25 protein-coding genes, 1 tRNA gene and 2 pseudogenes are annotated in these 22,209 nt (G+C 72.4%); 11 read left to right on the top strand and 17 right to left on the bottom strand.

All coding sequences use genetic code 11. The annotated features are described in order from the left end of the window. The first annotated feature begins 10 nt into the window (after positions 1–10). Together O7546_RS21155 and O7546_RS21150 are read left to right on the top strand one after the other, a co-directional pair. Positions 11–478, top strand: coding sequence for a peroxiredoxin (locus O7546_RS21155; protein WP_194802220.1), 468 nt, complete (start codon positions 11–13; stop codon positions 476–478). A gap of 83 nt (positions 479–561) precedes the next feature. Beyond that, positions 562–636: transfer RNA gene (locus tag O7546_RS21150), tRNA-Val, on the top strand. A gap of 40 nt (positions 637–676) precedes the next feature. On the opposite strand, the pseudogene O7546_RS30780 reads toward O7546_RS21150, so the two are convergent. The 7 genes and pseudogenes from O7546_RS30780 to O7546_RS21120 form a co-directional block, all read right to left on the bottom strand. After that, positions 677–856: pseudogene (locus O7546_RS30780) on the bottom strand (hypothetical protein); the annotation flags it as partial. 434 nt (positions 857–1,290) lie between these two features. Then, positions 1,291–1,644, bottom strand: a complete 354-nt coding sequence (locus O7546_RS21145) for a hypothetical protein (protein WP_194802219.1) — start codon at positions 1,642–1,644, stop codon at positions 1,291–1,293. Positions 1,645–1,775: 131 nt separating this feature from the next. Then, positions 1,776–2,579 carry a hypothetical protein gene (locus O7546_RS21140; RefSeq protein WP_228532611.1) on the bottom strand — a complete coding sequence of 268 codons (804 nt, stop codon included), beginning with the start codon at positions 2,577–2,579 and terminating at the stop codon, positions 1,776–1,778. Positions 2,580–2,680: 101 nt separating this feature from the next. Next, a complete protein-coding gene (locus O7546_RS21135; RefSeq protein ID WP_281599976.1) occupies positions 2,681–2,887 on the bottom strand; it encodes a hypothetical protein in 207 nt (68 codons plus the stop codon). Between the two features lie 45 nt (positions 2,888–2,932). Beyond that, on the bottom strand, positions 2,933–3,445 hold the full coding sequence (locus tag O7546_RS21130; RefSeq protein WP_281599975.1) for a hypothetical protein: 513 nt from the start codon (positions 3,443–3,445) through the stop codon (positions 2,933–2,935). 63 nt (positions 3,446–3,508) lie between these two features. Further along, on the bottom strand, positions 3,509–4,066 hold the full coding sequence (locus O7546_RS21125; RefSeq protein ID WP_269697417.1) for a hypothetical protein: 558 nt from the start codon (positions 4,064–4,066) through the stop codon (positions 3,509–3,511). A gap of 136 nt (positions 4,067–4,202) precedes the next feature. Further along, positions 4,203–4,961, bottom strand: a complete 759-nt coding sequence (locus tag O7546_RS21120; protein ID WP_281599974.1) for an XRE family transcriptional regulator — start codon at positions 4,959–4,961, stop codon at positions 4,203–4,205. 196 nt (positions 4,962–5,157) lie between these two features. Between O7546_RS21120 and O7546_RS30775 the strand changes: the two genes are divergently transcribed. Both O7546_RS30775 and O7546_RS21115 read left to right on the top strand, forming a co-directional pair. Further along, positions 5,158–5,562 carry a hypothetical protein gene (locus O7546_RS30775; RefSeq protein WP_348651258.1) on the top strand — a complete coding sequence of 135 codons (405 nt, stop codon included), beginning with the start codon at positions 5,158–5,160 and terminating at the stop codon, positions 5,560–5,562. Beyond that, positions 5,559–5,774, top strand: a pseudogene (locus O7546_RS21115) (hypothetical protein); the annotation flags it as partial. The gene O7546_RS30775 and the pseudogene O7546_RS21115, both read left to right, overlap by 4 nt. A gap of 28 nt (positions 5,775–5,802) precedes the next feature. Here O7546_RS21115 and O7546_RS21110 read toward each other — a convergent pair. From O7546_RS21110 to O7546_RS21095, 4 genes are all read right to left on the bottom strand, one after another. Next, on the bottom strand, positions 5,803–5,976 hold the full coding sequence (locus O7546_RS21110) for a hypothetical protein (protein ID WP_194801058.1): 174 nt from the start codon (positions 5,974–5,976) through the stop codon (positions 5,803–5,805). A gap of 287 nt (positions 5,977–6,263) precedes the next feature. Next, positions 6,264–8,015, bottom strand: a complete 1,752-nt coding sequence (locus O7546_RS21105; RefSeq protein WP_281599972.1) for an ABC-F family ATP-binding cassette domain-containing protein — start codon at positions 8,013–8,015, stop codon at positions 6,264–6,266. A 201-nt stretch (positions 8,016–8,216) separates the two neighbouring features. Then, positions 8,217–10,064, bottom strand: a complete 1,848-nt coding sequence (locus O7546_RS21100; protein WP_194801060.1) for a glycoside hydrolase family 15 protein — start codon at positions 10,062–10,064, stop codon at positions 8,217–8,219. Positions 10,065–10,139: 75 nt separating this feature from the next. Beyond that, positions 10,140–11,096, bottom strand: a complete 957-nt coding sequence (locus O7546_RS21095) for an NAD(P)/FAD-dependent oxidoreductase (RefSeq protein WP_281599971.1) — start codon at positions 11,094–11,096, stop codon at positions 10,140–10,142. An 80-nt stretch (positions 11,097–11,176) separates the two neighbouring features. Here O7546_RS21095 and O7546_RS21090 point away from each other — a divergent pair, with 80 nt between their 5' ends. Both O7546_RS21090 and O7546_RS21085 read left to right on the top strand, forming a co-directional pair. After that, complete coding sequence (locus O7546_RS21090) at positions 11,177–11,761, top strand: XRE family transcriptional regulator (RefSeq protein ID WP_091421325.1); 585 nt, start codon at positions 11,177–11,179, stop codon at positions 11,759–11,761. 52 nt (positions 11,762–11,813) lie between these two features. Beyond that, positions 11,814–12,611 carry an alpha/beta fold hydrolase gene (locus tag O7546_RS21085; protein ID WP_194801062.1) on the top strand — a complete coding sequence of 266 codons (798 nt, stop codon included), beginning with the start codon at positions 11,814–11,816 and terminating at the stop codon, positions 12,609–12,611. Position 12,612: 1 nt separating this feature from the next. Here O7546_RS21085 and O7546_RS21080 read toward each other — a convergent pair whose 3' ends face one another. Together O7546_RS21080 and O7546_RS21075 are read right to left on the bottom strand one after the other, a co-directional pair. Next, positions 12,613–14,040 (bottom strand): MFS transporter, encoded by a 1,428-nt coding sequence (locus O7546_RS21080; RefSeq protein ID WP_281599970.1) that lies wholly within the window; start codon positions 14,038–14,040, stop codon positions 12,613–12,615. A gap of 73 nt (positions 14,041–14,113) precedes the next feature. After that, positions 14,114–14,572 (bottom strand): MarR family winged helix-turn-helix transcriptional regulator, encoded by a 459-nt coding sequence (locus O7546_RS21075; RefSeq protein ID WP_194801064.1) that lies wholly within the window; start codon positions 14,570–14,572, stop codon positions 14,114–14,116. Between the two features lie 104 nt (positions 14,573–14,676). On the opposite strand from O7546_RS21075, the gene O7546_RS21070 reads away from it, so the two are divergent. Continuing rightward, positions 14,677–15,546 carry a universal stress protein gene (locus O7546_RS21070; protein WP_269697414.1) on the top strand — a complete coding sequence of 290 codons (870 nt, stop codon included), beginning with the start codon at positions 14,677–14,679 and terminating at the stop codon, positions 15,544–15,546. A 160-nt stretch (positions 15,547–15,706) separates the two neighbouring features. Beyond that, positions 15,707–16,918: an ROK family transcriptional regulator gene (locus O7546_RS21065; RefSeq protein WP_269697413.1), complete on the top strand. Its 1,212-nt coding sequence runs from the start codon at positions 15,707–15,709 to the stop codon at positions 16,916–16,918. A 119-nt stretch (positions 16,919–17,037) separates the two neighbouring features. On the opposite strand, the gene O7546_RS21060 is transcribed toward O7546_RS21065, so the two are convergent. Continuing rightward, complete coding sequence (locus O7546_RS21060) at positions 17,038–17,970, bottom strand: aminoglycoside phosphotransferase family protein (RefSeq protein ID WP_269697412.1); 933 nt, start codon at positions 17,968–17,970, stop codon at positions 17,038–17,040. Positions 17,971–18,011: 41 nt separating this feature from the next. Then, positions 18,012–18,587: a dihydrofolate reductase family protein gene (locus tag O7546_RS21055; RefSeq protein WP_269697411.1), complete on the bottom strand. Its 576-nt coding sequence runs from the start codon at positions 18,585–18,587 to the stop codon at positions 18,012–18,014. 92 nt (positions 18,588–18,679) lie between these two features. On the opposite strand from O7546_RS21055, the gene O7546_RS21050 reads away from it, so the two are divergent. Next, positions 18,680–19,258 (top strand): TetR/AcrR family transcriptional regulator, encoded by a 579-nt coding sequence (locus O7546_RS21050; RefSeq protein ID WP_194801069.1) that lies wholly within the window; start codon positions 18,680–18,682, stop codon positions 19,256–19,258. A 74-nt stretch (positions 19,259–19,332) separates the two neighbouring features. Next, on the top strand, positions 19,333–20,478 hold the full coding sequence (locus O7546_RS21045; protein WP_194801070.1) for a polysaccharide pyruvyl transferase family protein: 1,146 nt from the start codon (positions 19,333–19,335) through the stop codon (positions 20,476–20,478). 9 nt (positions 20,479–20,487) lie between these two features. On the opposite strand, the gene O7546_RS21040 is transcribed toward O7546_RS21045, so the two are convergent. Beyond that, entirely contained in the window at positions 20,488–20,694 is a 207-nt protein-coding gene (locus tag O7546_RS21040; protein ID WP_194801071.1) for a hypothetical protein, read from the bottom strand. Positions 20,695–20,780: 86 nt separating this feature from the next. Here O7546_RS21040 and O7546_RS21035 point away from each other — a divergent pair, with 86 nt between their 5' ends. Continuing rightward, positions 20,781–21,302 (top strand): DinB family protein, encoded by a 522-nt coding sequence (locus tag O7546_RS21035; protein ID WP_194801072.1) that lies wholly within the window; start codon positions 20,781–20,783, stop codon positions 21,300–21,302. Between the two features lie 4 nt (positions 21,303–21,306). Here O7546_RS21035 and O7546_RS21030 read toward each other — a convergent pair whose 3' ends face one another. Further along, positions 21,307–22,167, bottom strand: coding sequence for a carbohydrate kinase family protein (locus O7546_RS21030; protein ID WP_269697410.1), 861 nt, complete (start codon positions 22,165–22,167; stop codon positions 21,307–21,309). Between the last annotated feature and the right edge of the window lie 42 nt (positions 22,168–22,209).

Genomic DNA, 22,209 nt, shown 5'->3' with positions numbered 1-22,209 from the left:
GGGAGCACGCATGCCCATCGAGGTTGGCGCCGAGGCGCCCGACTTCCTGCTCAAGGACCAGAACAACCAGGAGGTCCGGCTCTCCGACTTCCGCGGTAGCAAGACCGTGCTGCTGGTCTTCTACCCGCTCGCCTTCACCGGCATCTGCCAGGGCGAGCTGTGCGAGGTGCGGGACAACCTCAACGAGTACGTCAACGACGACGTCCAGGTGCTGACCGTCAGCGTCGACTCCGTGTACGCCCACAAGATCTGGGCCGACCGGGAGGGCTACCAGTTCCCGCTGCTGGCGGACTTCTGGCCGCACGGCGCGGTGGCGCAGGCGTACGGCGTCTTCAACGACGTCGCAGGCATCGCCAACCGGGGCACCTTCGTCATCGACAAGGCCGGCGTGGTCCGGTTCGCCGAGATGAACATGCCCGGCGAGGCGCGCGACCAGCAGGGCTGGCGCAAGGCGCTGGCCGAGGCCGTCGCCGCCTGAGTCCCACACCCCAGGCACGTCGTTGCGCGGGGCCGGAGGCGGGCAGGTAAGCTGGCCGCTCCGGCCCGCCGTACGGGCGTTCCGGGCGCGTAGCTCAGTGGGAGAGCACTCGCCTTACAAGCGAGGGGTCGCAGGTTCGAAACCTGCCGCGCCCACCATCTTTCAGCAGGCTGCCTCGGCAGCGTCCGTACGTGTGCCTCGGCGGACCTGCGCTGTGCTCGACCGCATGACGCGGATCAAGAACGGGAGGAAGGCCCAGTTGTCCTCGGTGGTCAACCTCTGACCAGCCGCCCACAGTTCGACGACGCGGAGTTGGTGCGGCTCGACCTCGCCGATCTCCACCGCGAACATGGCCCGGTCACCGATGCGCCGTGTCATCAGCCCGCGGGCGCAGTCATGTGGATGGTCGTGCCCGGCTGGGTAGGTTGCCATCCCTCGGCCAGCGCCTTCCGGACTATCGCCGCGACAGTCGACGGAAGTACGGGGACGACTGGCGTGCCGAACCAGTTGCTTGGATGATCCTGAGACATGCGGACCAGCAACACCCTGCCCTTGCAGCCGACCTGTTCGACAGCGACAGCGAGTGGAGCCTCACACAGCGCTTGGGCATAGGTCGGTCTGCCGCGTACGCGCCACCTGTAGGTGACCCCGTCCACCGTGATGAGCCGAGAGCCCTTCTTGACCAACGTCATGACGACCCTCCTCGACGTCAGATGCCCGTACCCGCAGATGCCCCACGGCGGCGCGGACACGCTGCGGCCTCATGGCCGCAGAATGCCGTTACGCGGTGCGTCGTTCGTGCTTCGCCCGCGCTAGTGATCGTCGATCATCGGCTCGGCCCACGCGGCATGGTCGAACTCCCAGGTCCAGGTGATGCCGTCGGACCTGCCCGTGGCCGAGTCGACGGCAGCGGCGGTCAGATGCTGCCCTGCGGGCACGATGGCGACCCGTCGCCGGACTCGCTTCGTGTGACGGATCCGGTACTTCAGTCCCTCGATGGCCACCACTCCGCATTCGTTGCCCGGCTGGTCGACGGAGGACGAATCCACTGTCACAGGCCAGCCTTCCTTGTGGGCCTTGTAGAGCCAGACCTCTAGGGCCCGTTGCTTACCCTGGTTCTCTGATACCCGGGCGATGATTTCGATCGGGTCGGTACGGTTGTCCATTTCGTCCTCTGCCGTGGGCTGAGAATGCACCTTGTGGTTCGGGGTTGCGGTCTTTTGAGCGAACCTGGATGACAGTCGCTGATGCCAGTCACACGGCCGGCGTGTGTCGACGCCGGCGGGGCGGCTCGGTTCTAACCTGGCGCGGAGACGGTAGTGACGATCGCCGTTGCCAGGGACGTCGCCTTCTCCTGAGCGATTGCGGTGACCTCGGTGGCAGTGTTCAGTTTGGGCGGCCAGAAGGTGAGCGCCTCGACGCTGATGAGCAGCGAGCCGTGCGCGAAGATCAGCCGCGCGTTGCCGGGCAGGAACGGCATTCCTTCGGCGCTTTCCGGGTTCACCCGGCTCACCGTCGCCGTGGTCAGCCGCGCGCTCGTCGATCCGATGGGCATCGTGCGTGCGCCCCACCGGGCGGTGGCCATCCCGATGTTGAGTGGGAAATCCTTACTCGGGCAACGTGCGGCGCGCGCCGTACGCGCGGCCGCAGCGGCCGCCGAGGCATCGCCCAGACCGATCACCGTGACGTTCAGAAGGGTTGTCGGGGGCTGCACGTCGACGAAGATCCCTACGGGGTTGACCTCCAGGCCCGCGCCCCACACCTGGTCGAACTCCAAGCCGCTCCCGCTCGACCGGTCGGGGTCGGCAATGAGCAGGTCGCAGGGGTTGTAGGGCTCGCCGACCTCGATCGTGCGCTCCCGGATGTCGTCGCCGACATCGGCCCGCTCGACCAGCTGGCGAATCGTCGCCATCAGCGCCTCCTGCTCGGTGGGCGATGCCGACGGTGACGGATCCACGGAGGGTGCCGGAGGCGGTGGCGGGTCGGCTCGTGTGACGCAGCCGGCAAGGCCCAGTACCACCAGTACGCCGGCGACGAAGGATCCGCCGCGAACCCGATCAACGATCCCCACGAATCCCCGCTTCCACTCGGGGTGCAGCATATGGCTCATCACGTCCGGCGTTTGCCCGTGCCGTCCGCGGCGAAGGTTCCGCCATCAGGAGTGCGGGAGAAGCGCGGACCGTCCGTGATCTGCCGGAGCGGTCAGGAACTCCAGCCGCCCACGCCGCCGCTGCCGGTGTTGCTGCCGTCCGTACGATTCCGATGGTCGTCGAGCCGGCGGCGTGCCTCGGCGGACGCCCGGAGGTCACGTACCTGGCGGCCGTCCACGGGTGTCTGCCGACGACGACGCAGCAGGCCGACGACGAACACGGCGGCCGCGATGACGAGTACGAGGATCACCCAGCGCATGTCGACCTCCCGGGTCAGATGCCTGCCCCCAGTGTCCGCAGCCGGTCAAGGGCTCGCTCCCTCGCGATCACCGCTGTTTGCGAGACTTTCGGGAGCCGTTGAGGCTGGATGGTCGTTCAGGAACGACTGGGCAGCCGCCTTCGTGGCCGCTACGGCCTCGTTTGTCTGGTCGTATGCCGTGCCCCATCCGACGTACAGCTCCAGGAAGCGATCGGCCACGGGTCGCAGCTCCGGCAACTGGGATTCGGCCGCCTGGCAGTAGATCTCGTGGGCCAGGTCCTCGGCGTCGCCCTCTCCCGCAACGATGCTCGCCGCTACCTGACGCATGAGGTGCAGCCGAGCGCCGCGCTCGTCCGGCACCGGCGAGCCGAGTTCGTCCATCGCCTGCCGGAACAGATCGACCGCCTCCCGCGACTGGCCCCTCGACAGGCCGGCAAGCTCACGCAGGCCCGGCGAGTCGACGCCTCGGGTCAGAGCGTGAGCAGCCGCCATCGGCAGGTCGTCGCCGACCGGTTCGTCCATCGCCAGCCGGACGGCGAGGTCGCGCAGGTGCTCCACGCCCGAGAGGCTAGGCGATGGACGAGAGCGGCGTCGGCCGTCGCGGTGCGGTGTGGTGACGGGTCAGCGGATGCCTGCGGCGTGGAGGCGTCGGGTGGCGTCCGGGTCGATGCTGGTCCGCACGAGCGAACCGGGCGCATCCGCGGAACCGGTACTGAACGCGGTCACCACCAGCACGACGGACAGGACCGGCATGAACAGCGTCCGGACCAGCATGGCCCAGCACGCCTTGAGGCCGATCCGGCTGCCGTCCTTGACCCGCACGAGCTGCGTGCCGGTGAGGACCCCGCCGAGCGCCCGGCCGTTGCCGTAGCAGAGGCCGTAGAGCACCGGCACCAGTACGAACAACGCGAGCACCGCCCCGGCGAGGGCGCCGCCGGAGAGGGTCACCGCACGGTCCACCACGGACAGGGCGACGACACCTACCGCGACAGCGAACAGGCACACCACGAAGTCGATGAGCCAGGACATGACCTGCGCCATCGTGCCGGCCTTGACATACAGCGTGCCGTTGCCGAACATCGCGATCCGCTTGGCCTTGCGGGCGCCGAGCGCGTGCTCTGCCTGCGCCTGGGCGGCTTCCAGTCGGGTCAGTGGGCGGCCCGCGGCGCGGACTGTCACAGCGTTCTCCTGTTGTATCGCGGGCACGACGTGCGGCTTCGCTGGAACTGGGCACCGTGCCCTGCCGTGTTCCGATGCAGAGTAGTCGACGCCGGCACCGCTCCTGTCCGACGTCGAGGCGATGGCGCGGCGCTTGCTACGTCGCCGGCGTGTTGTACCGGTCCAGCGTCGCCTTGGAGGTCGACGCGTCGCGGAAGACGAACTCCCACGGGCCGGTGTTCACGTCCATGTCCTTGCCGAATCCGACCCACTTCCCGGCCATCCGTCGGCCGGTCGGCTCGGCCAGGAGCTGGATCGCCCCGTGATAGCGGGCGCCCCGGTAGTAACCGGCCGGGTCCGTCTGTTCCACCCAGGTGCCGGTGATGACGGCGCCGTCCACGGTCAGGTCCAGCGACAGGGACGAGGACGCCGATCCGGGCAGGCTGCGCGCGGTCAGCCTGTCGCCGTGCTGCAGCAGGACGACGAAGTGCTGTCCGGCAAAGGACTCCTCCCGGCCGCTGGAGTAGTACTGGTAGCGGCTGAGCCACACGCCCTCGTACGACCTGTGGGCCGTGGCGGACTTCGATGTCGGCGTGGGCGTAGCCAGGCTCGATACGGGTGAGGTCAGGTCGTAGCCACCGTGTTGGTCGTCGGCCACGTGCCCACCGGGCACCGCGGCGAAGCCGAGCAGTGAGATGGGCAGGCCGGTCACGACCTCCAGCGCGCGAGCGTAGACGGGGCGCGGTGCGGCGATCGCACCGGACTCCCATCGCTGGACGAGTCGCTTGTTGGCGTCGTTGGGTTCGCCGACGCGGTGGCCGACGGCTTGGAGCGCGCGGGCGAAGTCGTCCTGGCTCATGCGCATTCCGGTGCGGACGCCGCGCAGAACCGTGTTGGGGGCGGTCATGCCCGCCACGATAATGCTATGTCGCCTAAATGTCGCCACCTATGGAGTCGGACTGTCGGCTCTCGTGCCGTCGCGATCAGTGACACCCAGACGTCACTGTGGACTGGTGGCGGCTGAGAGGGCCGCCGCGTTTCTCCTGGCGGAGGTGGAGATGCCGAGCACTGGCGACGAACCGTCGATGAGCCGGAGCGAACAGATCCACGCGGTGGACCGAGGGGCGACAAAGAGGCGACCTCTCGCCGCTGCTGAGGCGGCTCGCGGCGAGGGACGCGTACCTGTCCGCCGCAGCGTTGACGTTGGCCCGGCGGCATCGGCCGGTCTGGTGCTGGCGGCGGTGGACACGGGTCTGCCGGTGCGGTGCCGATCTGCCCTGCCATTCGCGGCATCGGATTCCGATCAATCGTGGTCAGTGGCCGCAGGGGGGCGACGAGTGATCGGCGGGCCGGAAGAGACGATCCTCGCGGTACACGTCCGAGGACTTGACGGCATGTGTGCCGGGTGCCGGGCCTGGTGGTCACGGCTGACTCCGTACCCCTGCTGGCAGGTGGAATGGGCGACCAGCAGGCAGGCGCGGGCGGTCACCGCGCGGTTCCTGGAAGGTGCGCGGTGACCACCCACGGCCCGGTCATGCCGGTCTGGAGCTGCGGCGGCTGTGACCTGCCCTGGCCGTGCCCCACGCGGAGACGGGAACTGCGCGCGGAGTACGCCGGTGCGCCCGTGTCGCTGACCCTGTACCTCGGCGCCTACCTCGTGCAGGCCTCCGAGGACATGCCGTGGGCGCCTGCCGGCGCGCTGCACCGCCGCTTCGTCGGGTGGACCCGCGCGGCCGGTCCGCGGGGGCGGTGACTGCTCAGCCGCGCCGCTCCCGCAGCCGCCGCCGGAACCGCATCCATTCCGCCGGTACGACGAGGCGGCCCGCCACGGCCGGCGGCACGGTCGCCAGGAAGTCCGGCCACCGCCAGATCGGCGCGTCGGCTTCCCGCAGGTGGGTGGGGTGCCGGGGGTCGTAGCGGACCGCTATCACGTCGCCTGCTGCCGGCCGGTGAACAGCGACGTGACGAGCAGCCAGAGGCCGGCTGTCAGCGCGGTCGCCCCGTCGCCCCGCAGCAGGCCGAGGACGGCCTCCTCGTAGCGCTAGGGGCGGCCGACGTGCCCGGCGTCCGCTCCGTCGACAGCCATCCCGCCATTCCTTCGCCGACTGTCCCGGGACCCCACAGTAGCCAGCCGGTCCAGCCCGGTGAGGACGTGGTGATGAGAAGTGAATATGCCTGAGAGGCATATTCATGACTCTCAGGCATATCGCTCGGTGTATCACTCTTCCCGAGACGCATGACCCTCCGTGACCGAACGACCTGGCGTCACCGGAGGGGCGAACGCCGCCACCCGCCGGTCCGGGGCCGGGGCGGTGAGCGGCAGCGTGGGCCAGGCCGCCAGGTCGTGGAGCATCTGCCGGTCGTGGGTGGCGACGACTACCGCCGCCCGGGTCGTCAGCAGGGCCGCGGTGAGGTCGTCGACGAGCGGCGCGGACAGGTGGTTCGTGGGTTCGTCGAGGATCAGCAGGTCGGGACGCTCGGCCAGGCGGAGCGCCAGGTTCAGCCGCCGTTGCTGTCCGTGCGACATCCGGCCGACCGGGGTACGCCGGGCCTCGGCGTCGAGCAGGTTCGTCGCGCCCAGCGGCAGAGGCGTGCCGGAGCCGAGGCGTCCGGTGGAGCGCAACCGGCCCACGTGCTGTTCGTGCAGGTCGTGGGCGAGCATCAGGGGAGGCCAGTCGGGCACCTCCTGACCGAGGTACGCCACCCGCGCGCCGGACGGGTGGCGAACCTCGCCGGTCGACGGCACGAGGTCGCCGGCCAGCACGGAGAGCAGCGTCGACTTGCCCGCGCCGTTGGGCCCGGTCACCAGCAGGCGGTCCCCGCCGTCGAGCGTGAGCGTGACCCGGGTACGCAGACGCCCTGCGACCGTCACGTCGTGGCACCGCAGGATCGGCAGTCCGGCCCGGGCGTCCAGCGGCGGCCAGCGCAGCGGCTGCGGTGGCTCCGGGACGGTGATCCGGTGCTCGTCGAGCGCCTCCTGCCGGCGTCGCAGCGCCTGGACCAGGCCGGGGGCGCGGGACTGGCGCTGGTGCTTGCCGTGGCCCTTCTCCGGACGCCAGCCGGTGCTGAGCCGGCCCTGCGCCTCCCGGACCGCGTCGGCCAGCCGCTGGTGCTCGGCCTGCTGCGCCTCGTGGTCCCGTACCCAGTTCGCGAAGTCGCGACTGCGCCCGTCCTGCCAGGCGTCGTAGTCCCCGGCGTAGCGGCGTGGGCGCCCGTCCGGGCTGGGGTCGAGGTCCAGGAACTCCGTGGCCACGTCCCGCAGCAGGGCGCGGTCGTGGGTCACCAGCACCACGCCGCCCGGGTGCTCGCGCAGCCGCGCGGTGAGGAAGGCCAGGCTGGCCGCGTCGAGGTGGTTGGTTGGCTCGTCCAGCATCAGCAGGTCGACCCGCGCCCCGAGCAGGCATGCCAGCCGGACCCGGTAGCGCTGGCCGACCGACAGCGTCGCCAGCGGGCGGTCCCGGTCCGGGCAGGCGTCGAGACCGGCCAGCGCCACGTCGACGCGACGTTGCGCGTCCCAGGCGTCCAGCCGGGTTGCCGCGTCGAGCGCGGCGGCGTACGCGTCGTCCGCGCCCGCCCGGCTCTCGGCCAGCGCGCCGGCGGCGTCGTCCAGTGCCCGCAGCGCGCATTCGGACTCCCGGATCGCCTCCCGGACGAGCGTGCCCACCGTCTCGCCGTGGCGCGCCTCCAGGTTCTGCCGGGCGACGCCGATCGTGCCCAGCCGTTCCACCGTGCCCTGGTCGGGCACGAGGATGCCGGCCAGCACGTGCAGCAGTGTGGTCTTGCCGCGGCCGTTCTCGCCGACGACCGCCAGGCGGGAGCCGGCGGAGACGGTCACGCCGACGTCGGACAGCACGACCCGGCCGCCGCGGATGACGCGGACGCCGTCGGCCCGGACGTGCGCCCGGTGCCCGGCGGGCAGCGAACCGCCTGAGATGGATGGGGACGAAGGAATGTGGTCGAGGTTGTTCACAGTCCGCTCTTCGGCTCGTCGTGGAGCCGGGCAGCGCGAGGACACCGCCCGGCGGGAACGCCAGGACGGCGGAGCAGAGCTGGTACGTCAGAAGAAGCCGGTCACCCTGCCGCCGTCAGCGGAGGGACCAGGGCTTCATGACGGCGGCGTGGAACCTCATGCGGTCAAGGCTACCCGGAGCGGGACCGGAGATCGCCGGAGTTACCGGCGCAGGCGGGCGGAGGCCTCGGCGTCGAGCAGGTCGTTCACCGTCAGCGCCGAGTTGATCAGCGCGAGGTGGCTGAACGCCTGCGGATAGTTGCCGATCTGCTCACCGGTGGAGGCGATCTCCTCGGCGTACAGGCCGAGGTGGTTGCTGAAGGTGAACATCTTCTCGAGGGTGAGCCGGGCGTCGTCCAGCCGGCCGGAGCGGGCCAGCGCCTCGACGTACCAGAAGGTGCACATGTTGAACGTGCCCTCGTGGCCGGGCAGCCCGTCGGGGGAGTGCACCGGGTCGTACCGGTGGACCAGGCTGTCCGAGACCAGATCCCGCTCGATCGACTCCAGCGTGGACAGCCACAGCGGATCGCTGGGCGTGACGAAGCCGACCGCCGGCATGTAGAGCAGGGCGGCGTCGAGCACGTTCTCGTCGTACGCCTGCACGAAGCTGCCGCGTTCCCGGTGGAACCCGCGGGCCATGACCTGGTTGTAGATCCGGTTGCGCTGCTCGGTCCAGCAGCTCATGTCCCCGGGCCGGCCGGTGCGGGTGGCCAGCCGGATGGCCCGGTCCAGCGCCACCCAGGACATCACCCGGCCGAACGTGTAGTTGCGGGGGTGGTGCCGGCTCTCCCAGATCCCGGCGTCGCGCTTGTCCCAGTTGTGGCAGAGCCAGTCGACCAGGCGCACGGTGCTCTTCCACACCTGGTGCGACACCCGGATGCCCTGCTCGTCGGCGAGGTGCATGGCGTACAGCGCCTCGCCGTGGATGTCGAGCTGAAGCTGGTCGGCGGCGCCGTTGCCGATCCGCACCGGCCGGGAGCCCCGGTATCCCTCCAGGTGGTCGAGCACCTCTTCGTGCAGGTCCGAGGAGCCGTCCACCCGGTACATGATCTTCAGCGGGTCCTGGTGGTCGCCGGCTTCGCGGATGCGCTCGTCCAGCCAGTCCATGTACCGGCTGACCTCCTCGGTGAACCCGAGACCGAGCAGCGCGTGCACCGAGAACGAGGTGTCACGTACCCAGGTGTAGCGGTAGTCCCAGTTGCGGGAGCCGCCGACCAGCTCGGGCAGCGCGGCGGTCGGCGCGGCGATCATCGCGCCGGTCGGCGCGTACGTCATGAGCTTGAGCGTGATGGCCGAGCGCTCGACCATCTCCCGCCAGCGCCCGGTGTAGCGGGAGCGTTCGACCCAGCGCCGCCAGTAGTCCCGGGTCCACTCGAACATGCCCTGGACCTCTTCCGGCGGGATGATCCGGGGTTCGTCGCTGCCCGTCTCCAGGATCACCCCGCCGGTGTCGCCCTCCTTCAGCGTGCCGTAGGCGATCAGGTCGCCGTCCTCCATGCGGATCTCGCCGGTCTGGGCCCAGAGCTGCCGTACCGGGTCGATCGGGTTGAAGGTGAGCGTCGCCGACGGGCTGCGGAACAGGTAGCCGTTGCGGTGCCGCTCCACCTCGTGGCGCTCGCGGGCGTAGTCGAACCGGGGCCGGCACTCCACCCGGAAGCGCATGCTGCCGCGCACCATGTTGACCATGCGGACCAGGCGGTGCGAGTCGGTGACCCGCTCGCCGGTCACAGGCATGAAGTCCATCACCTCGGCGACGCCGTCCGCGCTGATGAACCGGGTGATCAGGATCGGTGTGCCGGGCAGGTAGAGCTGCTTGGTGACGTACCGGACCTCGTGCGGGGCGATCTGGAAGAAGCCGCCCTTGTCCTTGTCGAGCAGTGCGGCGAAGATGCTCGGCGAGTCGAAGCGCGGCGCGCAGAACCAGTCGATCGTTCCGTCACAGGTCACCAGCGCGGCGGTCTGCAGGTCGCCGATGAGCCCGTGATCCTCGATCGCCGGATAGCCCTTCACATCGCCCCCCAGGTTCCGACTGCCCTCTCCGACTCAACCTAGGGGAAGAATTGTCAGGTTAGGGGTGATTCGTGGTCACCCACCCGCCCGCGCGCCACGGTGCGCCTCGACCGCCCGCTGGGTCTCCGCCTGCACCAGGTCCGCGTTGATCATCGCCGCGGTCCAGGCGCCCGCCGCCGCGGCGGCGCCGACCTGCGCCGACAGGTTCGTCACGTTGCCCGCGACCCACACCCCGGGCACATCGGTACGCCCCGACTCGTCGGCCGGCAGGTACTCGCCCATCCCGCTGGGGTGCGGTTGCGGGCGCAGGCCAAGCCCGGCCAGGAACCCGGCGCGCGCCACCATCCGGGGCGCGACGGTGAGCACCTCGCGGTCGACGGTGCGGCCGTCGCGCAGGCGTACCCCGGTCAGCCGGTCCCCGTCCGTCTCGACGGCCGCGATCTCGCCCTCGACCACCGGCACGCCGCGCGCGGCGAGCTGCTCGGCCTGCTCGTCGGTGAGCGGCGGCGCGGTGTGCCGCAGGTAGACCACGTCGTCGCTCCACTGCCGGAACAGCAGCGTCTGGTGCACCGACATCGGGCCGCTGCCGATCACCCCGATCGGCCGCTCGCGCACCTCCCAGCCGTGGCAGTACGGGCAGTGCACCACGTCCCGTCCCCAGCGCTCGCGCAGGCCGGGCACGTCGGGCAACTCGTCGACCAGGCCGGTGGCGACCAGCACGTGCCCGGCGCGTACCCGGCGGCCGTCGGCGAGCGCCACCGCGAACCGGTCGCCGTCGCGGTCCACCGTCTCGACCCGGCCCTCGGTCAGGTGCCCACCGTAGCGGCGCACCTCGTCCCGGCCGCGCGCCAGCAGCTCGGCCGGCGGTACGCCGTCGTGCCCCAGCAGGGCGTGCACGCCGTCGGCGGGCGCGTTGCGGGGCTCGCCCCCGTCCACCACCAGCACCGACCGGCGTGCCCGGGCCAGCATGAGTGCGCCGTTGAGCCCGGCCGCGCCGCCGCCGATCACCAGTACCTCGTAGCTCTCGGTCATCGTGACCACCTCCGCGACCAGATTGCGGCGAGGCTCGGCAGAACTGCAAACTCTGTTGCTGATGTGGCAAACTCGTGGGCATGGACGACGACCTCGATCAGGCCCTCGACGCGGTCGGCCCCCGGCTGCGTGCGCTGCGCCGCGAGCGCGAGACCACCCTCACCGACCTCTCCGCCGCCACCGGCATCTCGGTGAGCACGCTGTCCCGGCTGGAGTCCGGCGGCCGCAAGCCGACGCTGGAACTGCTGCTCCCGCTGGCTCGCGCGCACGGCGTCACGCTCGACGAACTGGTCGGCGCCCCACCGACCGGCGACCCCCGCGTCCACCTGCGGCCGGTCGCCGCGTTCGGGATGACCATGCTGCCGCTCACCCGCCGCGCGGGCGGCATCCAGGCGTACAAGCTGATCATCCCGGCCGGTGGGCGGTCCGAGCCCGAGCCGAAGACCCACGAGGGGTACGAGTGGGTCTACGTGCTCAACGGGCGGCTGCGGCTCGTGCTCGGCGAGCACGACCTGGTGCTCGAACCCGGTGAGGCGGCCGAGTTCGACACCCGCGTCCCGCACTGGTTCGGCCGCGCCGACAGCGAGGGGGTGGAGTTCCTCAGCCTCTTCGGCAGTCAGGGCGAACGCGCCCACCTGCGCGCCCGCCCCCGCGCGTCCCGCTGAGCGGCGTCCGCGAACGCGCCCGCCACGGCGCCGGGGGCGCGACGATCGGCGGGTGAGCTATGCGGACGTCGGCGGGCTGCGGATCTGGTACGAGGAGCACGGCACCGGCAGGCCGCTGGTCCTGCTGCACGGCGGGTACGGGTCGACCGAGACGTTCGCGCCGGTCCGGCAGGCGCTCGCCGCGCGCCGCCGGTTGATCGCCGTCGATCTGCGGGGCCACGGCCGCACCGGCGGTCTGGACCGGCCGCTGCGGTACGAGTCGATGGCCGACGACGTCGCCGGGCTGCTGCGTCACGTCGGCCTGCCGCGCGCCGACGTGCTCGGCTACTCGCTCGGCGGCGGGGTGGCCCTGCGTACCGCGATCCAGCACCCCGCCCTGGTCCGCCGCCTGGTGCTCGTCTCCACGCCGTTCCGGCGGCGCGGCTGGTACCCGGAGACGCTCGCCGCGATGTCCGCCCACGACGAGCGCGCCGCGAGACGCATGCGCGGCACCCCGCCGTACGAGCGGTACGCGCGGGTCGCGCCCCGCCCGCAGGACTGGCCGCTGCTCTGGGCCCGCAGCGGGGACCTGCTGCGGCGCGACTACGACTGGTCCGCCGAGGTGGCCGCGTTGCCGATGCCGGTGCTGCTGGTCTTCGCCGACGCGGACGAGATCCCGGTGAGCCACGCGGCGGAGTTCTTCGGCCTGCTCGGCGGTGGCCGGCGGGACGCGGGCGGCGACGGTGCCGCCCGGCCCGCGTCCCGGCTCGCGGTGCTGCCGGGGCTCACCCACTACGACGTGGTGGCCTCGCCCGCGCTGCCGGCCGCGGTGCTGCCGTTCCTCACCCATCCGGCGCGCGCTCCCGGCTGACTCACCCGACCAGCGCCGGGGCGTCGGTGCGCGCCGCCGTGCGCGGGCGCAGCAGCGCGTACGCGAGCACGACGGCGACCACCACGAGTCCCGCGCCGACCGCGAATGCCGCGTGGAAGCCGCTGGTCAGGGCCGTGGCCCGGTCGTCGCCGAGCGCGACCCGGTCCGAGGTACGCGCGGCGGCCAGCGTGGACAGCACCGCGACGCCGAACGCCATGCCGAGTTGCTGGGTGGTGTTGAACAGCCCGGAGGCGAGACCGGCGTCCTCGGCGCGGGCGGCGGACATGCCGAGCGCGGTGAGCGCCGGCAGCACCAGCCCGAACCCGCCGGCGAGCAGCATCACCGGGAGCACGTCGCGCAGGTAGCGGCCGTCCACCGGCACCCGGGCCAGCAGCGCGAACATGGCGGCGAGCAGCGTGAGCCCGGCGATCAGCACGGCCCGCTCGCCGAAGCGGGCGTTGAGCCGGGCCGAGACGCCGAGCGACACCGCGCCGATGACGACAGCGGCCGGCAGCAGCGCCAGCCCGGTGCCGGTGGCGTCATAGCCGAGCACCTGCTGAAGGTAGAGCGTGACGAGGACCTGGAACGCGAACGTCGCGGCCACGGTGAGGACCTGCACCACGTTCGCCACGGCGACGCCGCGCGAGCGCAGCAGCCGCAGCGGCATGAGCGGTCGGTGCGCGGTGGCCTGCCGGACCACGAACCCGGCGACCAGCGCGGCGGCGAGCGCGCCCAGGCCGAGCGTGTGCGCGGACGTCGCGCCGTACCGCTCGATCGTGACCACCGTGTAGATGCCGAGCACCAGCCCGGCGGTTACCAGCAGCGCGCCCGCCACGTCGGCCCCGGCGGCCAGGCCCAGGCCCCGGTCGGCGGGCAGCGTACGGATCGCGAGCGCGATCGTCGCCAGGCCGATCGGCAGGTTGATCAGGAAGATCCAGTGCCAGCCCAGCGCGTCGGTGAGCAGGCCGCCGGCGACCTGACCGATCGCCGCCCCGGCCGCGCCGGTGAACGCGAACACGGCGAACGCCCGCGCCCGCCCGGCGGCGTCGGGGAAGAGCGTGACCAGGATGCCGAGGCTCACCGCCGTGGCCGCCGCGCTGCCGACGCCCTGGAGGAAGCGGGCCGCGACGAGCGTGGCGCTGTTCGCCGCCACCCCGGCCAGCACGGAGGCGGCGGTGAACAGCGCGGTGCCGCCGAGGAACATCGTCCGGCGCCCGATCAGGTCGCCGAGCCGGCCGGCGAGCAGGAGCAGGCTGCCGAACGCGATCAGGTACGCGTTCACCACCCAGCTCAGGCCGGTGGGGGAGAAGCGCAGGTCGCGCTGGATGGCCGGCATCGCCACGGTGACGATGCTGCCGTCGAGGATGGTCATCAGGGCGCCGGTGGCGAGCACGCCGAGGGCGAGCTGCCGGGAGCGGGGAGCGGACATGGAGTCCTCCTGTCGAGAGGTGCGACAGGAGGACCGTAACGGATAGTTCCGTTACAGACAATCTATTGAAAGACTATTGGCGGGCCCGGCGGGCCGGCTTCGGGCTCTGCACCGGCGTGGCCAGATGGCCGGCGGCCAGGCGTTCCAGCGCGCGCAGGAAGACCTTCCGCTCGTCCTCCGGCAGGCTCGCCAGTGCCTCGGCGTGCACCCGGTCGACGATCTCCTGACTGCGCGCGGCGACCCGGGCGCCCTCCTCGGTGACCGCGATGATCCGCGCCCGCCGGTCGGTACGCGCCGGACGCCGCTCGGCCAGCCCGGCCCGCTCCAGCGCGTCGACCGTCACCACCATCGTCGTCTTGTCCATGTCGCCCATCTCGGCGAGCTGGATCTGCGTACGCTCCTCGGGCAGCGCGTGCGCGAGCACGCAGTGCATCCGTGCGGTCAGCCCGATCTCGGCGAGCGCCGCCGCCACCCGGGTACGCAACACGTGGCTGGTGTGGTCGAGTAGGTACGACAGGTCCGGGCTGCTCATCCGCCCAGCGTACCGATGATTCCGTGGCGGATGATCCGGCTCGGACGCGGTCCGGGCCCGGATACGATCTTGTGAGATGTCGTCGGTGAGAGAGGTTGGGTGCGGTGAGCGACGAGCACGGCAGGCAAGTGGTGGTGGGTTACGACGGGTCTCCGGCCGCTAGCGCCGCCATCGAGGTGGGCGCGCTGCTGTTCCCCGGCGCGCACGCGTGGATCGGGCATCTGTGGACGCCTCCGTTCGCCAGCGAGGAACTCCGCAAGCGGCTCTGGACCGGCACCCGCAACATCAACGTGTTCGTCGAGGCGATCGAGCGCGAGGGCAGCCGGGAGGCCGACCGGATGACTGCGGTCGGCGTGATGCTGGGCCGGGCCGCCGGCTGGGACGCCGAGCCGCTCGTGTGCCGCAGCTACGGTGGTGAAGGGCTCCGCCTCGCCGAGCTGGCCGACGAGAAGCAGGCCGACGTGCTGCTGCTCGGTTCGCGGGGCCTCGGCGGCGCCCGCGCGGTGCTCGGCAGCGTCTCCGACATGGCCGTGCACTACAGCCCGCGTCCCGTGCTGGTCGTGCCGCACCCGCTGCTGACCGACGAGTACGACGCGCTCGCCGCCGGGCCGGTGGTGGTCGGCTGGGACGCCTCGGCCGGATCCGAGGCCGCGCTCGCCGCCGCCCGCCGCCTCTTCCCCGAGCGGGAGATCGTCCTGGTCGCCGTCGACGGCGACGAGGGGGACGCGCCGGAGACGGTCGACGGGGTGACCACGGTGCGCGTACGCGCCGGCGGCGGAGCGCCCGGCCGCGCGGTGGCCGACGCGCTCTCCGCTGTCGCCACCGAGCGCAAGGCGAGCCTGCTCGTGGTCGGCTCGCGCGGCCGGACCGCGGTCCGCAAGATCCTGCTCGGCAGCGTCGCCATGGCCACGCTGCACCGCGCCCACCGGCCGGTGATGGTGGTGCCGCAGAGCCCGGTGCGCGAAGCCGAGTAGCTGTCACTGGACCATCACGGGTGCCTCCCGGGCCGGGAGGCACCCGTGGCGTTCCACTCGCACTTCGGCAGTCCGGTGAGCGCCTCCGCGCTGGCTGCTGTCGATGTGTGCCAACTATCCTCGGTCTCGGAGAGCCAGTCGCCATCCGACGGAGTGGTCGATGCTGAAAGGTCTGGCAGCAGACCGGCACGCGCAGGGGGACAGCCGCCGGCTCAACCTCGGCGCGCTGCTGCGGCGCGTCCACCTGACCGGCCCGGTCACGCGCGTCGAGCTGGCCGAGTGGATGGGCGTCAACCGCAGCACGGTCATGGCACTCACTGCGGAACTCGCGGCGGCCGGCCTGGTCCGGGAGGTCACGGCGGGCGGCAGCGGACGCGCCGGGCGTCCCTCCCGTGTGGTGCGTCCCGCGTCGGACGCCGTCTACGTCATCGCCTTCGACATCGCCGTGGACCGGCTCGTGGCCGCCCGCGTCGGGCTCGGCGGTGTGGTGTCGGCGCGGCTGGAGGCGGAACGGCCGCGGGCCGGGGCCGACCTCGACTCCGTGGTCTCGGTGCTCGCCGACTTCGGACGGGCGCTGCACCACGCCGCGCCACCCGGGTCGGTGTGCGTCGGCGTGGGCGCCTCCTACTGCGGGATGATCCGCCCCGGCGACGGGATGGTCCGGTTCGGGCCGGACATGGGGTGGGTGGACCAGGCGTTCGGCGCCGAGCTGGCCCGGCGGCTGGACCTGGGCCTGCCCGTCCTGGTCGGCAACGAGGCGCACCTCGGGGCGCTGGCCGAGCATCAGCGCGGCGCCGGAGTCGGCGTGCAGAACCTGGTCTACCTGCACGGCGACGTCGGTGTGGGCGGCGGGATCATCGTGGGCGGGGAACTGCTCGACGGCGACGGCGGGTACGCCTCCGAGGTCGGGCACATGCTCGTGAACCCGTACCAGGGGAGGCCCTGCGGCTGCGGCTCGCGCGGGTGCCTGGAGGCCGAGGTCGGCGAGCGGGCGCTGCTCGACGTCGCGGGCCGACCGGCGCGGGAGAAGGGGCGCGAGGCGGTACGCGCGGTCGTCGCCGCCGCTCAGGGGGAACCGGCCGCGCAGGAGGCACTGCGGCACATCGGTGACTGGCTGGGCATCGGCGTGGCGAACGTGATCAACCTGTTCAACCCCGGCGTGGTGATCTTCGGCGGCACGCTCCAGGAGGTCTTTCCGGTCTGCGCCGCCCACGTCCGCAGCCGGATCGCCGCCAACGTGCTGCCCATCTCCCGCGACAAGGCCCGCCTGCGGGTGTCCGCGCTCGGCTACGACGCCACCCTGATCGGCGCCGCCGAACTGGGCTTCTCCCCGTTGTTCGCCGACCCCCTGGGCACCCCCACCCCCGGGTAACCCGACGCGTGTCGGCGCGCTTCGTCGATCTTGGACTTGTGGTGCCTGGGATGTGGCTTTGGCGAGCCTTGTGAGGTGCCACAAGTCCAAGATCGACGGCGACATCCCCGGCCCGGGGGTCAGGGGGTGAGGCGGTGGGTCAGCCAGGGGAGCAGGGATTCGCCCTGGAGGCGCTGGAAGGCCCGCACCGTGGGGATGCCGGGTGGTGGGGGCTGGCGGGCGCCGTCGAGGAAGAAACCGGTGAATCCGGCCAGCACACCCGTCAGGTCGGCCGGGTCCACGCCTGCCGTCAGTGGCCGGGCGGCCAGCAGCGCGTCCGGGTCGTGTCCGCCGTACACCTGCACGTTGACGACGGTGAGCAGCGTGTCCAGCCAGGCCGGCCCGCGACAGGCCCAGGGCCAGTCGACAACGGTGACCGATCCGTCCGGGCCGAGCAGCAGGTTGTCGGCGCGCACGTCGACGTGGCAGAGCGTGTCGCCGTCGAGCGCGGCCAGCCCTCGCTCGGCGGCGGCGCACAGTTCGGGCAGGTGGGACCGGGCCCACGGGTCGAGGTCGGCCGGCGGGTCGGCGGCGAGGCGCCGCCAGCCGCCGAAGTCGTGAGCGAGCCGTTCGGCGGCGGTGGGGGTGGGTGCGGCGGCCGGTGCCGGGGTGAGCGCGCCGGCCATCGCCTCCAGCGTGGACAGCACGGCGGCCAGCTCGTCGGCCCGCCACGGCGTGACCGGGTGCCGGCCCTCCACGTCGGTGAAGACGAGCGCGATCCAGTCGCCGTCGTCGTAGCTGCCGAGCAGCCGGGGCGCGGGCGTGTCCGGCGGCAGGGCGGCGGCGATCCGGGCCTCGGCGCGGTGCAGGTCGGGGCTGCGGTCGTTCTGCGCCGGGCTGACCGCCTTGACGAAGGCCCGGCCACCGCCTGCGGTACGGACGCGGTCGGCGGTGCCGGGGGAGAAGCCGCCCGGCTGGGACCGCGCCGCCACCACCCGGTCGCCGAGGACGGCCTCGACGCCGTCGCGGACGTGTGCGGGCAGTTGGTGCCAGTGCAGCCGGGTCTTCGTCACCGCTCCACGGTGCGTGCCGCCCGCCGTCCGGGGCAACCGGGTTAATCGTTGCGCGTGTAGTGCAGGACGACCACGCCGGCGTCGAACGGTCGCGCCGAGGTGAGCGTGAGCCGTCGCGGGTCGAAGCCGCTGTCGACGAGCTTGATGCCGCTGCCGACGACCACCGGGTTGAGCTTGACCACCAGCTCGTCGATCTCGTCGAGGAGCTGACCGGCGAGCCGGCCGCCGCCGCACAGCCAGATGTCGCGCCCCGGGCGGGTCTTGAGGTCGCGGACGAGGGCCGCCGGGTCACCGTCGACGACGTGCACGTCCGGGTAGTCGGCAGGGGGCAGGGAGCGGCTGAACACGTACTGCTCCAGGTGGGCGTAAGGGCTGGTGACACCGAGCTTCAGGCCCGGCTCGTAGCTGCCGCGGCCCATCAGCACGGTGTCGAAGCGGCCGGCGGGCGGGGAGTCGATGCCGAGCTGGGCGTGGGCGAACGTGGGCAGCGTCTGGGGCCACTCGGCCACCAGGTGGGGCGCCAGGTCGGGCGTCAGCGGGAGGAAGTCGAACGTCCCGTCGGGCGCGGCGATGAAGCCGTCGAGGGTGCTGGCGACGAAGTAGACGAGCTTGCGCAAACCGGCTCCGATGTCCGAGGTGATCCACGACGGCTGTCGTGGTTCGGCGATGAATCTACAACACCTGTCGTGGTTGTTGCTAGTGTGTTCGCGTGGCCAGGAATCCGGAACGCCGTACCCTGCTCGCCGACGCCGGGCTGAGGGTGCTCGCCGACGCGGGCGCGCGGGGGCTGACCCACCGGGCGGTCGACGCCGAGGCGGGCGTGCCCACCGGCACCACCTCGAACTACTTCCCGTCCCGCGCGGCGCTGCTCGCCGGCTTGGCCGAACGCATCTTCGACCGGATCGCCCCCGACCCGGCAGTGCTGGCCGGCCTCGGCCGCCGCGAGCCGTCACTCGCGCTGATGACCGACTACCTGCGCGACATCGTCGCCCGCACCACCCGCGAACCGGGCCTCACCCGGGCGCTGTTCGAGCTGCGGCTGGAGGCCGCGCGCCGCCCGGAGCTGCGGGCCGCGCTCGGCGGCGTGCTGCGCCGGGGGTACGCCGACGACGTCGCCCACCACACCGCCGCCGGACTACCCGGCGGGGCGTACGAGGTGGCGTTGCTGCACTACGCGGTCGACGGGCTCCTGCTCGACCTGCTCACCACCTCGATCGACGCCGGGTTCGACACCGATCAGGTGGTCACGGACCTCGTCTCCCGTCTGGTCGGCAACGCCACCGGTTGAGCCTCCTCGCCGTGCGTTAACCCGGGGCGGCCAGCGGGAACGCTGGCGCGGACGCCCCTGGGAAGGAGCAACGGATGAGGGAACGCACCGGACTGACCATCGGCGTGCTCGGCTCCTACGGCGGTCGCAACCTCGGCGACGAGGCGATCCTCACGGGTCTGCTGGACGATCTGCGCCGCCACGAGCCGCATGCCCGGATCATCGTCTTCTCCCGCAACCCGGCCCACACCGCGCTGGCCCACCCCGAGGTCGAGGCGGTGCCGTGGGAGGGCGTCAGCCGGGTCGACTCGTCCCCGGTGCTCAACCAGCTCGACCTGCTCATCCTCGGCGGCGGCGGGATCCTCTACGACAAGGAGGCCCGGCGCTATCTGCGGGTGGTCCGGGTCGCCCAGGAGCGAGGACTGCCGCTGATCACGTACGCGGTAGGGGTCGGCCCGCTCACCGACACGCTGGACAGCGGCATGGTCCGCGAGACGCTGGCGCAAGCAGTCGAGGTGACAGTGCGCGACCAGGAGTCGCGGATGGTGCTGGAGGAGGCCGGCCTGGTCAACCCGATCACCGTCACCGCCGACCCGGCGTTCCTGCTCGAAGCGGAGGAGTTCCCCCAGCAGTGGCTGCGTGAGGAGGGCGTACCGGCCGGCTCCCGGCTGGTCGGGCTGAGCGTGCGCGAGCCGGGCCGGGCCGCCGAACGGCTCGACGTGGACGGCTACCACCGCCTGCTCGCCCAGATCGGTGACTTCCTGGTGCACCGGATCGACGCGTACGTGCTGTTCGTGCCGATGGAACGCGACGACATCCGGCACTCCCACGGCGTGCTGTCGCACATGACGGCCGCCGACCGGGGACGCATCCTGCACGGCGACTACCGCCCGGCGCAGATCCTCGGTCTGATGCGCCACTTCGACCTCGCGGTCGGCATGCGCCTGCACTTCCTGATCTTCGCGGCCATGATGGGCACGCCGTTCCTGCCGCTGCCGTACGCCGGAAAGGTCTTCGACCTGGCCCAGCGGCTCGGTGTGCCGGCGCTGCGCGGCGTGGAGCGCGAGGTGGAGGGCCCGTTGCTGGCCGAGGTGGACCGGCTGTGGGACGAGCGGGAGGCCCGGGCCGACGCGACCGCGCGCCGGGTCGCGGAGGTGTGCGAGCAGGCGCGCGGCACCTCGCAGGTGACCCGCAGCGTGCTGGACAGCATCCGGGCCCGCACGCTGACGCACGCGCTGTGAGCCGGGCCGTCAGACCGCCGGGCCGCGCCAGGCGTAGACCCACTCGCGGCCCGGCTGGTCGCCCGACTCCAGCTCGTAGATCTGCGCCTCCGCGAGCCCCTTCGACCCGAGGTGGTGGTGGGTCAGCGGCGGGCGGCCGTTGACGTCCAGCTCGACGGTGACGGTCTCGCCGTCGGCCGTACCGCCCACCAGGGGGATCTGCACCGTGGAAGCCATGCGCCCATCCTGCCCCGGCCGGCCCGCCCGCGCAGGGGGATCACGCGGGGCAGCGGGGCGGGCACACCGCGTACTAGGGTCCGGGGATGGCGCACCCGACGATCGATCCGACACTCGGTCCGGTCCTCGCCCGCACGGGCGGCGAACGGGCGATCCTCGACGCGTTCCTCGACTTCCACCGGGCCACAGTGCTGCGCAAGACGCGCGGCCTGACCGACGCCGACGCCGCCCGGCGCCTGGTGCCCTCGCTGACCACCCTGGCCGGGCTGCTCAAGCACCTGACGGTGGTGGAGGGGAACTGGTTCCGCTGCCTGTTCGCCCCCGAGCCGGGCGACGTCTACGTCACCTCGCAGGACGACGCCGACGCCAGCTTCACGCTGGGCGCCGGCGACACCGTCGAGTCGCTCGTCGCCGCGTACGAGGCGGCCTGCGACGAATCCCGCCGGGTCGCCGCCCGGTTCGACCTCGACCACGTGGTGCCGCACCCGCAGCTCGGCGAGGTGTCGCTGCGCTGGGTGCTGGTGCACCTGATCGAGGAGACCGCCCGGCACGCCGGGCACGCCGACATCCTGCGCGAGCTGACCGACGGCGAGACCGGCGCGATCTGACCGGTCACTCGCGGGGCAGCAGCCCATCCGGATACTCCATCCCGTCGTGGGTGCAGGCGGCGGCGGCCACCCGGGCGGCGTACCGGGCCGCGTCGAGGACGCCCGCGCCGCGCAGCCGGGCGGCGATCACCCCGGCCGCGAACGCGTCCCCGGCGCCGTTGGTGTCCACCACCGGCCCCAGTGGGGTGGCGGCGGGCACGTGCGTCGGCGGCACGCCGGGCGTGTGCAGCGTCGCGCCCGCCGCCCCGCCGGTGACCAGCACCGTGCGCGGCGCCAGCTCGGCGGCCTCCTTCACGGCCCGCTCGCCGAGCCGCGTGTCGCTCACGAAGACCAGGTCGGCGATCCGGGCGAACGGGCGGTGGTAGTCGTTCTCGCCGTCCCAGTCGTGCAGGTCGGTGGAGACCGACGTGGCGGCGCGCAGCACCCCCAGCGAGTCCCGGGCCCAGTCCATGATCGACAGGTGGACGTGGGTCGTCTCGGCGACGAGAGCGGCCAGCTCCGCCTCGCCGAACGGCGCCGGCCCCGACCACGGACGCGGATCGTGCAGCGACATCCGCCGCCCCGCCGGGTCGACCAGGTTCACCGAGCGGCGGGTACCGGCCGGCGCGTCCGCGAGCGTGGTCCGGATCGAGGTACGCGCCAGCGCCGCCCGCACCACGTCCCCGGCCGCATCGGCGCCCAGCACGTCGACGAGCGCCACCCGCAGGCCGAGCGCGTGCGCGGCCAGCGCGACCCCGGAGCCGGTGTTGCCGATCCGCAGGTCGATCGGCGGCACCAGCAGCGAGTCGGCGACGGGTGGCGGCAGGGCGGGCACCTGGACGCGGACGTCCACGCCGAGCCCGCCGATCACGAGAAGGTCGACCATGTCGCCGACGATAACCGCGACCCGCCGCCTATCCTGGCCCCC

This window comes from Micromonospora sp. WMMA1976 (assembly GCF_027497335.1).
GTDB classification, from domain to species: domain Bacteria; phylum Actinomycetota; class Actinomycetes; order Mycobacteriales; family Micromonosporaceae; genus Micromonospora; species Micromonospora aurantiaca.
Note: the sequence above shows the minus strand (reverse complement) of the source record. Positions and strands in the feature narration are given on the sequence as shown.

Coding starts and splice junctions, on each gene's coding strand:
- O7546_RS21095 (WP_281599971.1), bottom strand. CDS start 11,096: ATGACCGAGAGCTACGAGGTACTGGTGATCGGCGGCGGCGCGGCCGGG.
- O7546_RS21155 (WP_194802220.1), top strand. CDS start 11: ATGCCCATCGAGGTTGGCGCCGAGGCGCCCGACTTCCTGCTCAAGGAC.
- O7546_RS21135 (WP_281599976.1), bottom strand. CDS start 2,887: ATGCGCTGGGTGATCCTCGTACTCGTCATCGCGGCCGCCGTGTTCGTC.
- O7546_RS21030 (WP_269697410.1), bottom strand. CDS start 22,167: ATGGTCGACCTTCTCGTGATCGGCGGGCTCGGCGTGGACGTCCGCGTC.
- O7546_RS21145 (WP_194802219.1), bottom strand. CDS start 1,644: ATGGACAACCGTACCGACCCGATCGAAATCATCGCCCGGGTATCAGAG.
- O7546_RS21075 (WP_194801064.1), bottom strand. CDS start 14,572: ATGAGCAGCCCGGACCTGTCGTACCTACTCGACCACACCAGCCACGTG.
- O7546_RS21140 (WP_228532611.1), bottom strand. CDS start 2,579: ATGCTGCACCCCGAGTGGAAGCGGGGATTCGTGGGGATCGTTGATCGG.
- O7546_RS21045 (WP_194801070.1), top strand. CDS start 19,333: ATGAGGGAACGCACCGGACTGACCATCGGCGTGCTCGGCTCCTACGGC.
- O7546_RS21035 (WP_194801072.1), top strand. CDS start 20,781: ATGGCGCACCCGACGATCGATCCGACACTCGGTCCGGTCCTCGCCCGC.
- O7546_RS21080 (WP_281599970.1), bottom strand. CDS start 14,040: ATGTCCGCTCCCCGCTCCCGGCAGCTCGCCCTCGGCGTGCTCGCCACC.
- O7546_RS21040 (WP_194801071.1), bottom strand. CDS start 20,694: ATGGCTTCCACGGTGCAGATCCCCCTGGTGGGCGGTACGGCCGACGGC.
- O7546_RS21065 (WP_269697413.1), top strand. CDS start 15,707: ATGCTGAAAGGTCTGGCAGCAGACCGGCACGCGCAGGGGGACAGCCGC.
- O7546_RS21090 (WP_091421325.1), top strand. CDS start 11,177: ATGGACGACGACCTCGATCAGGCCCTCGACGCGGTCGGCCCCCGGCTG.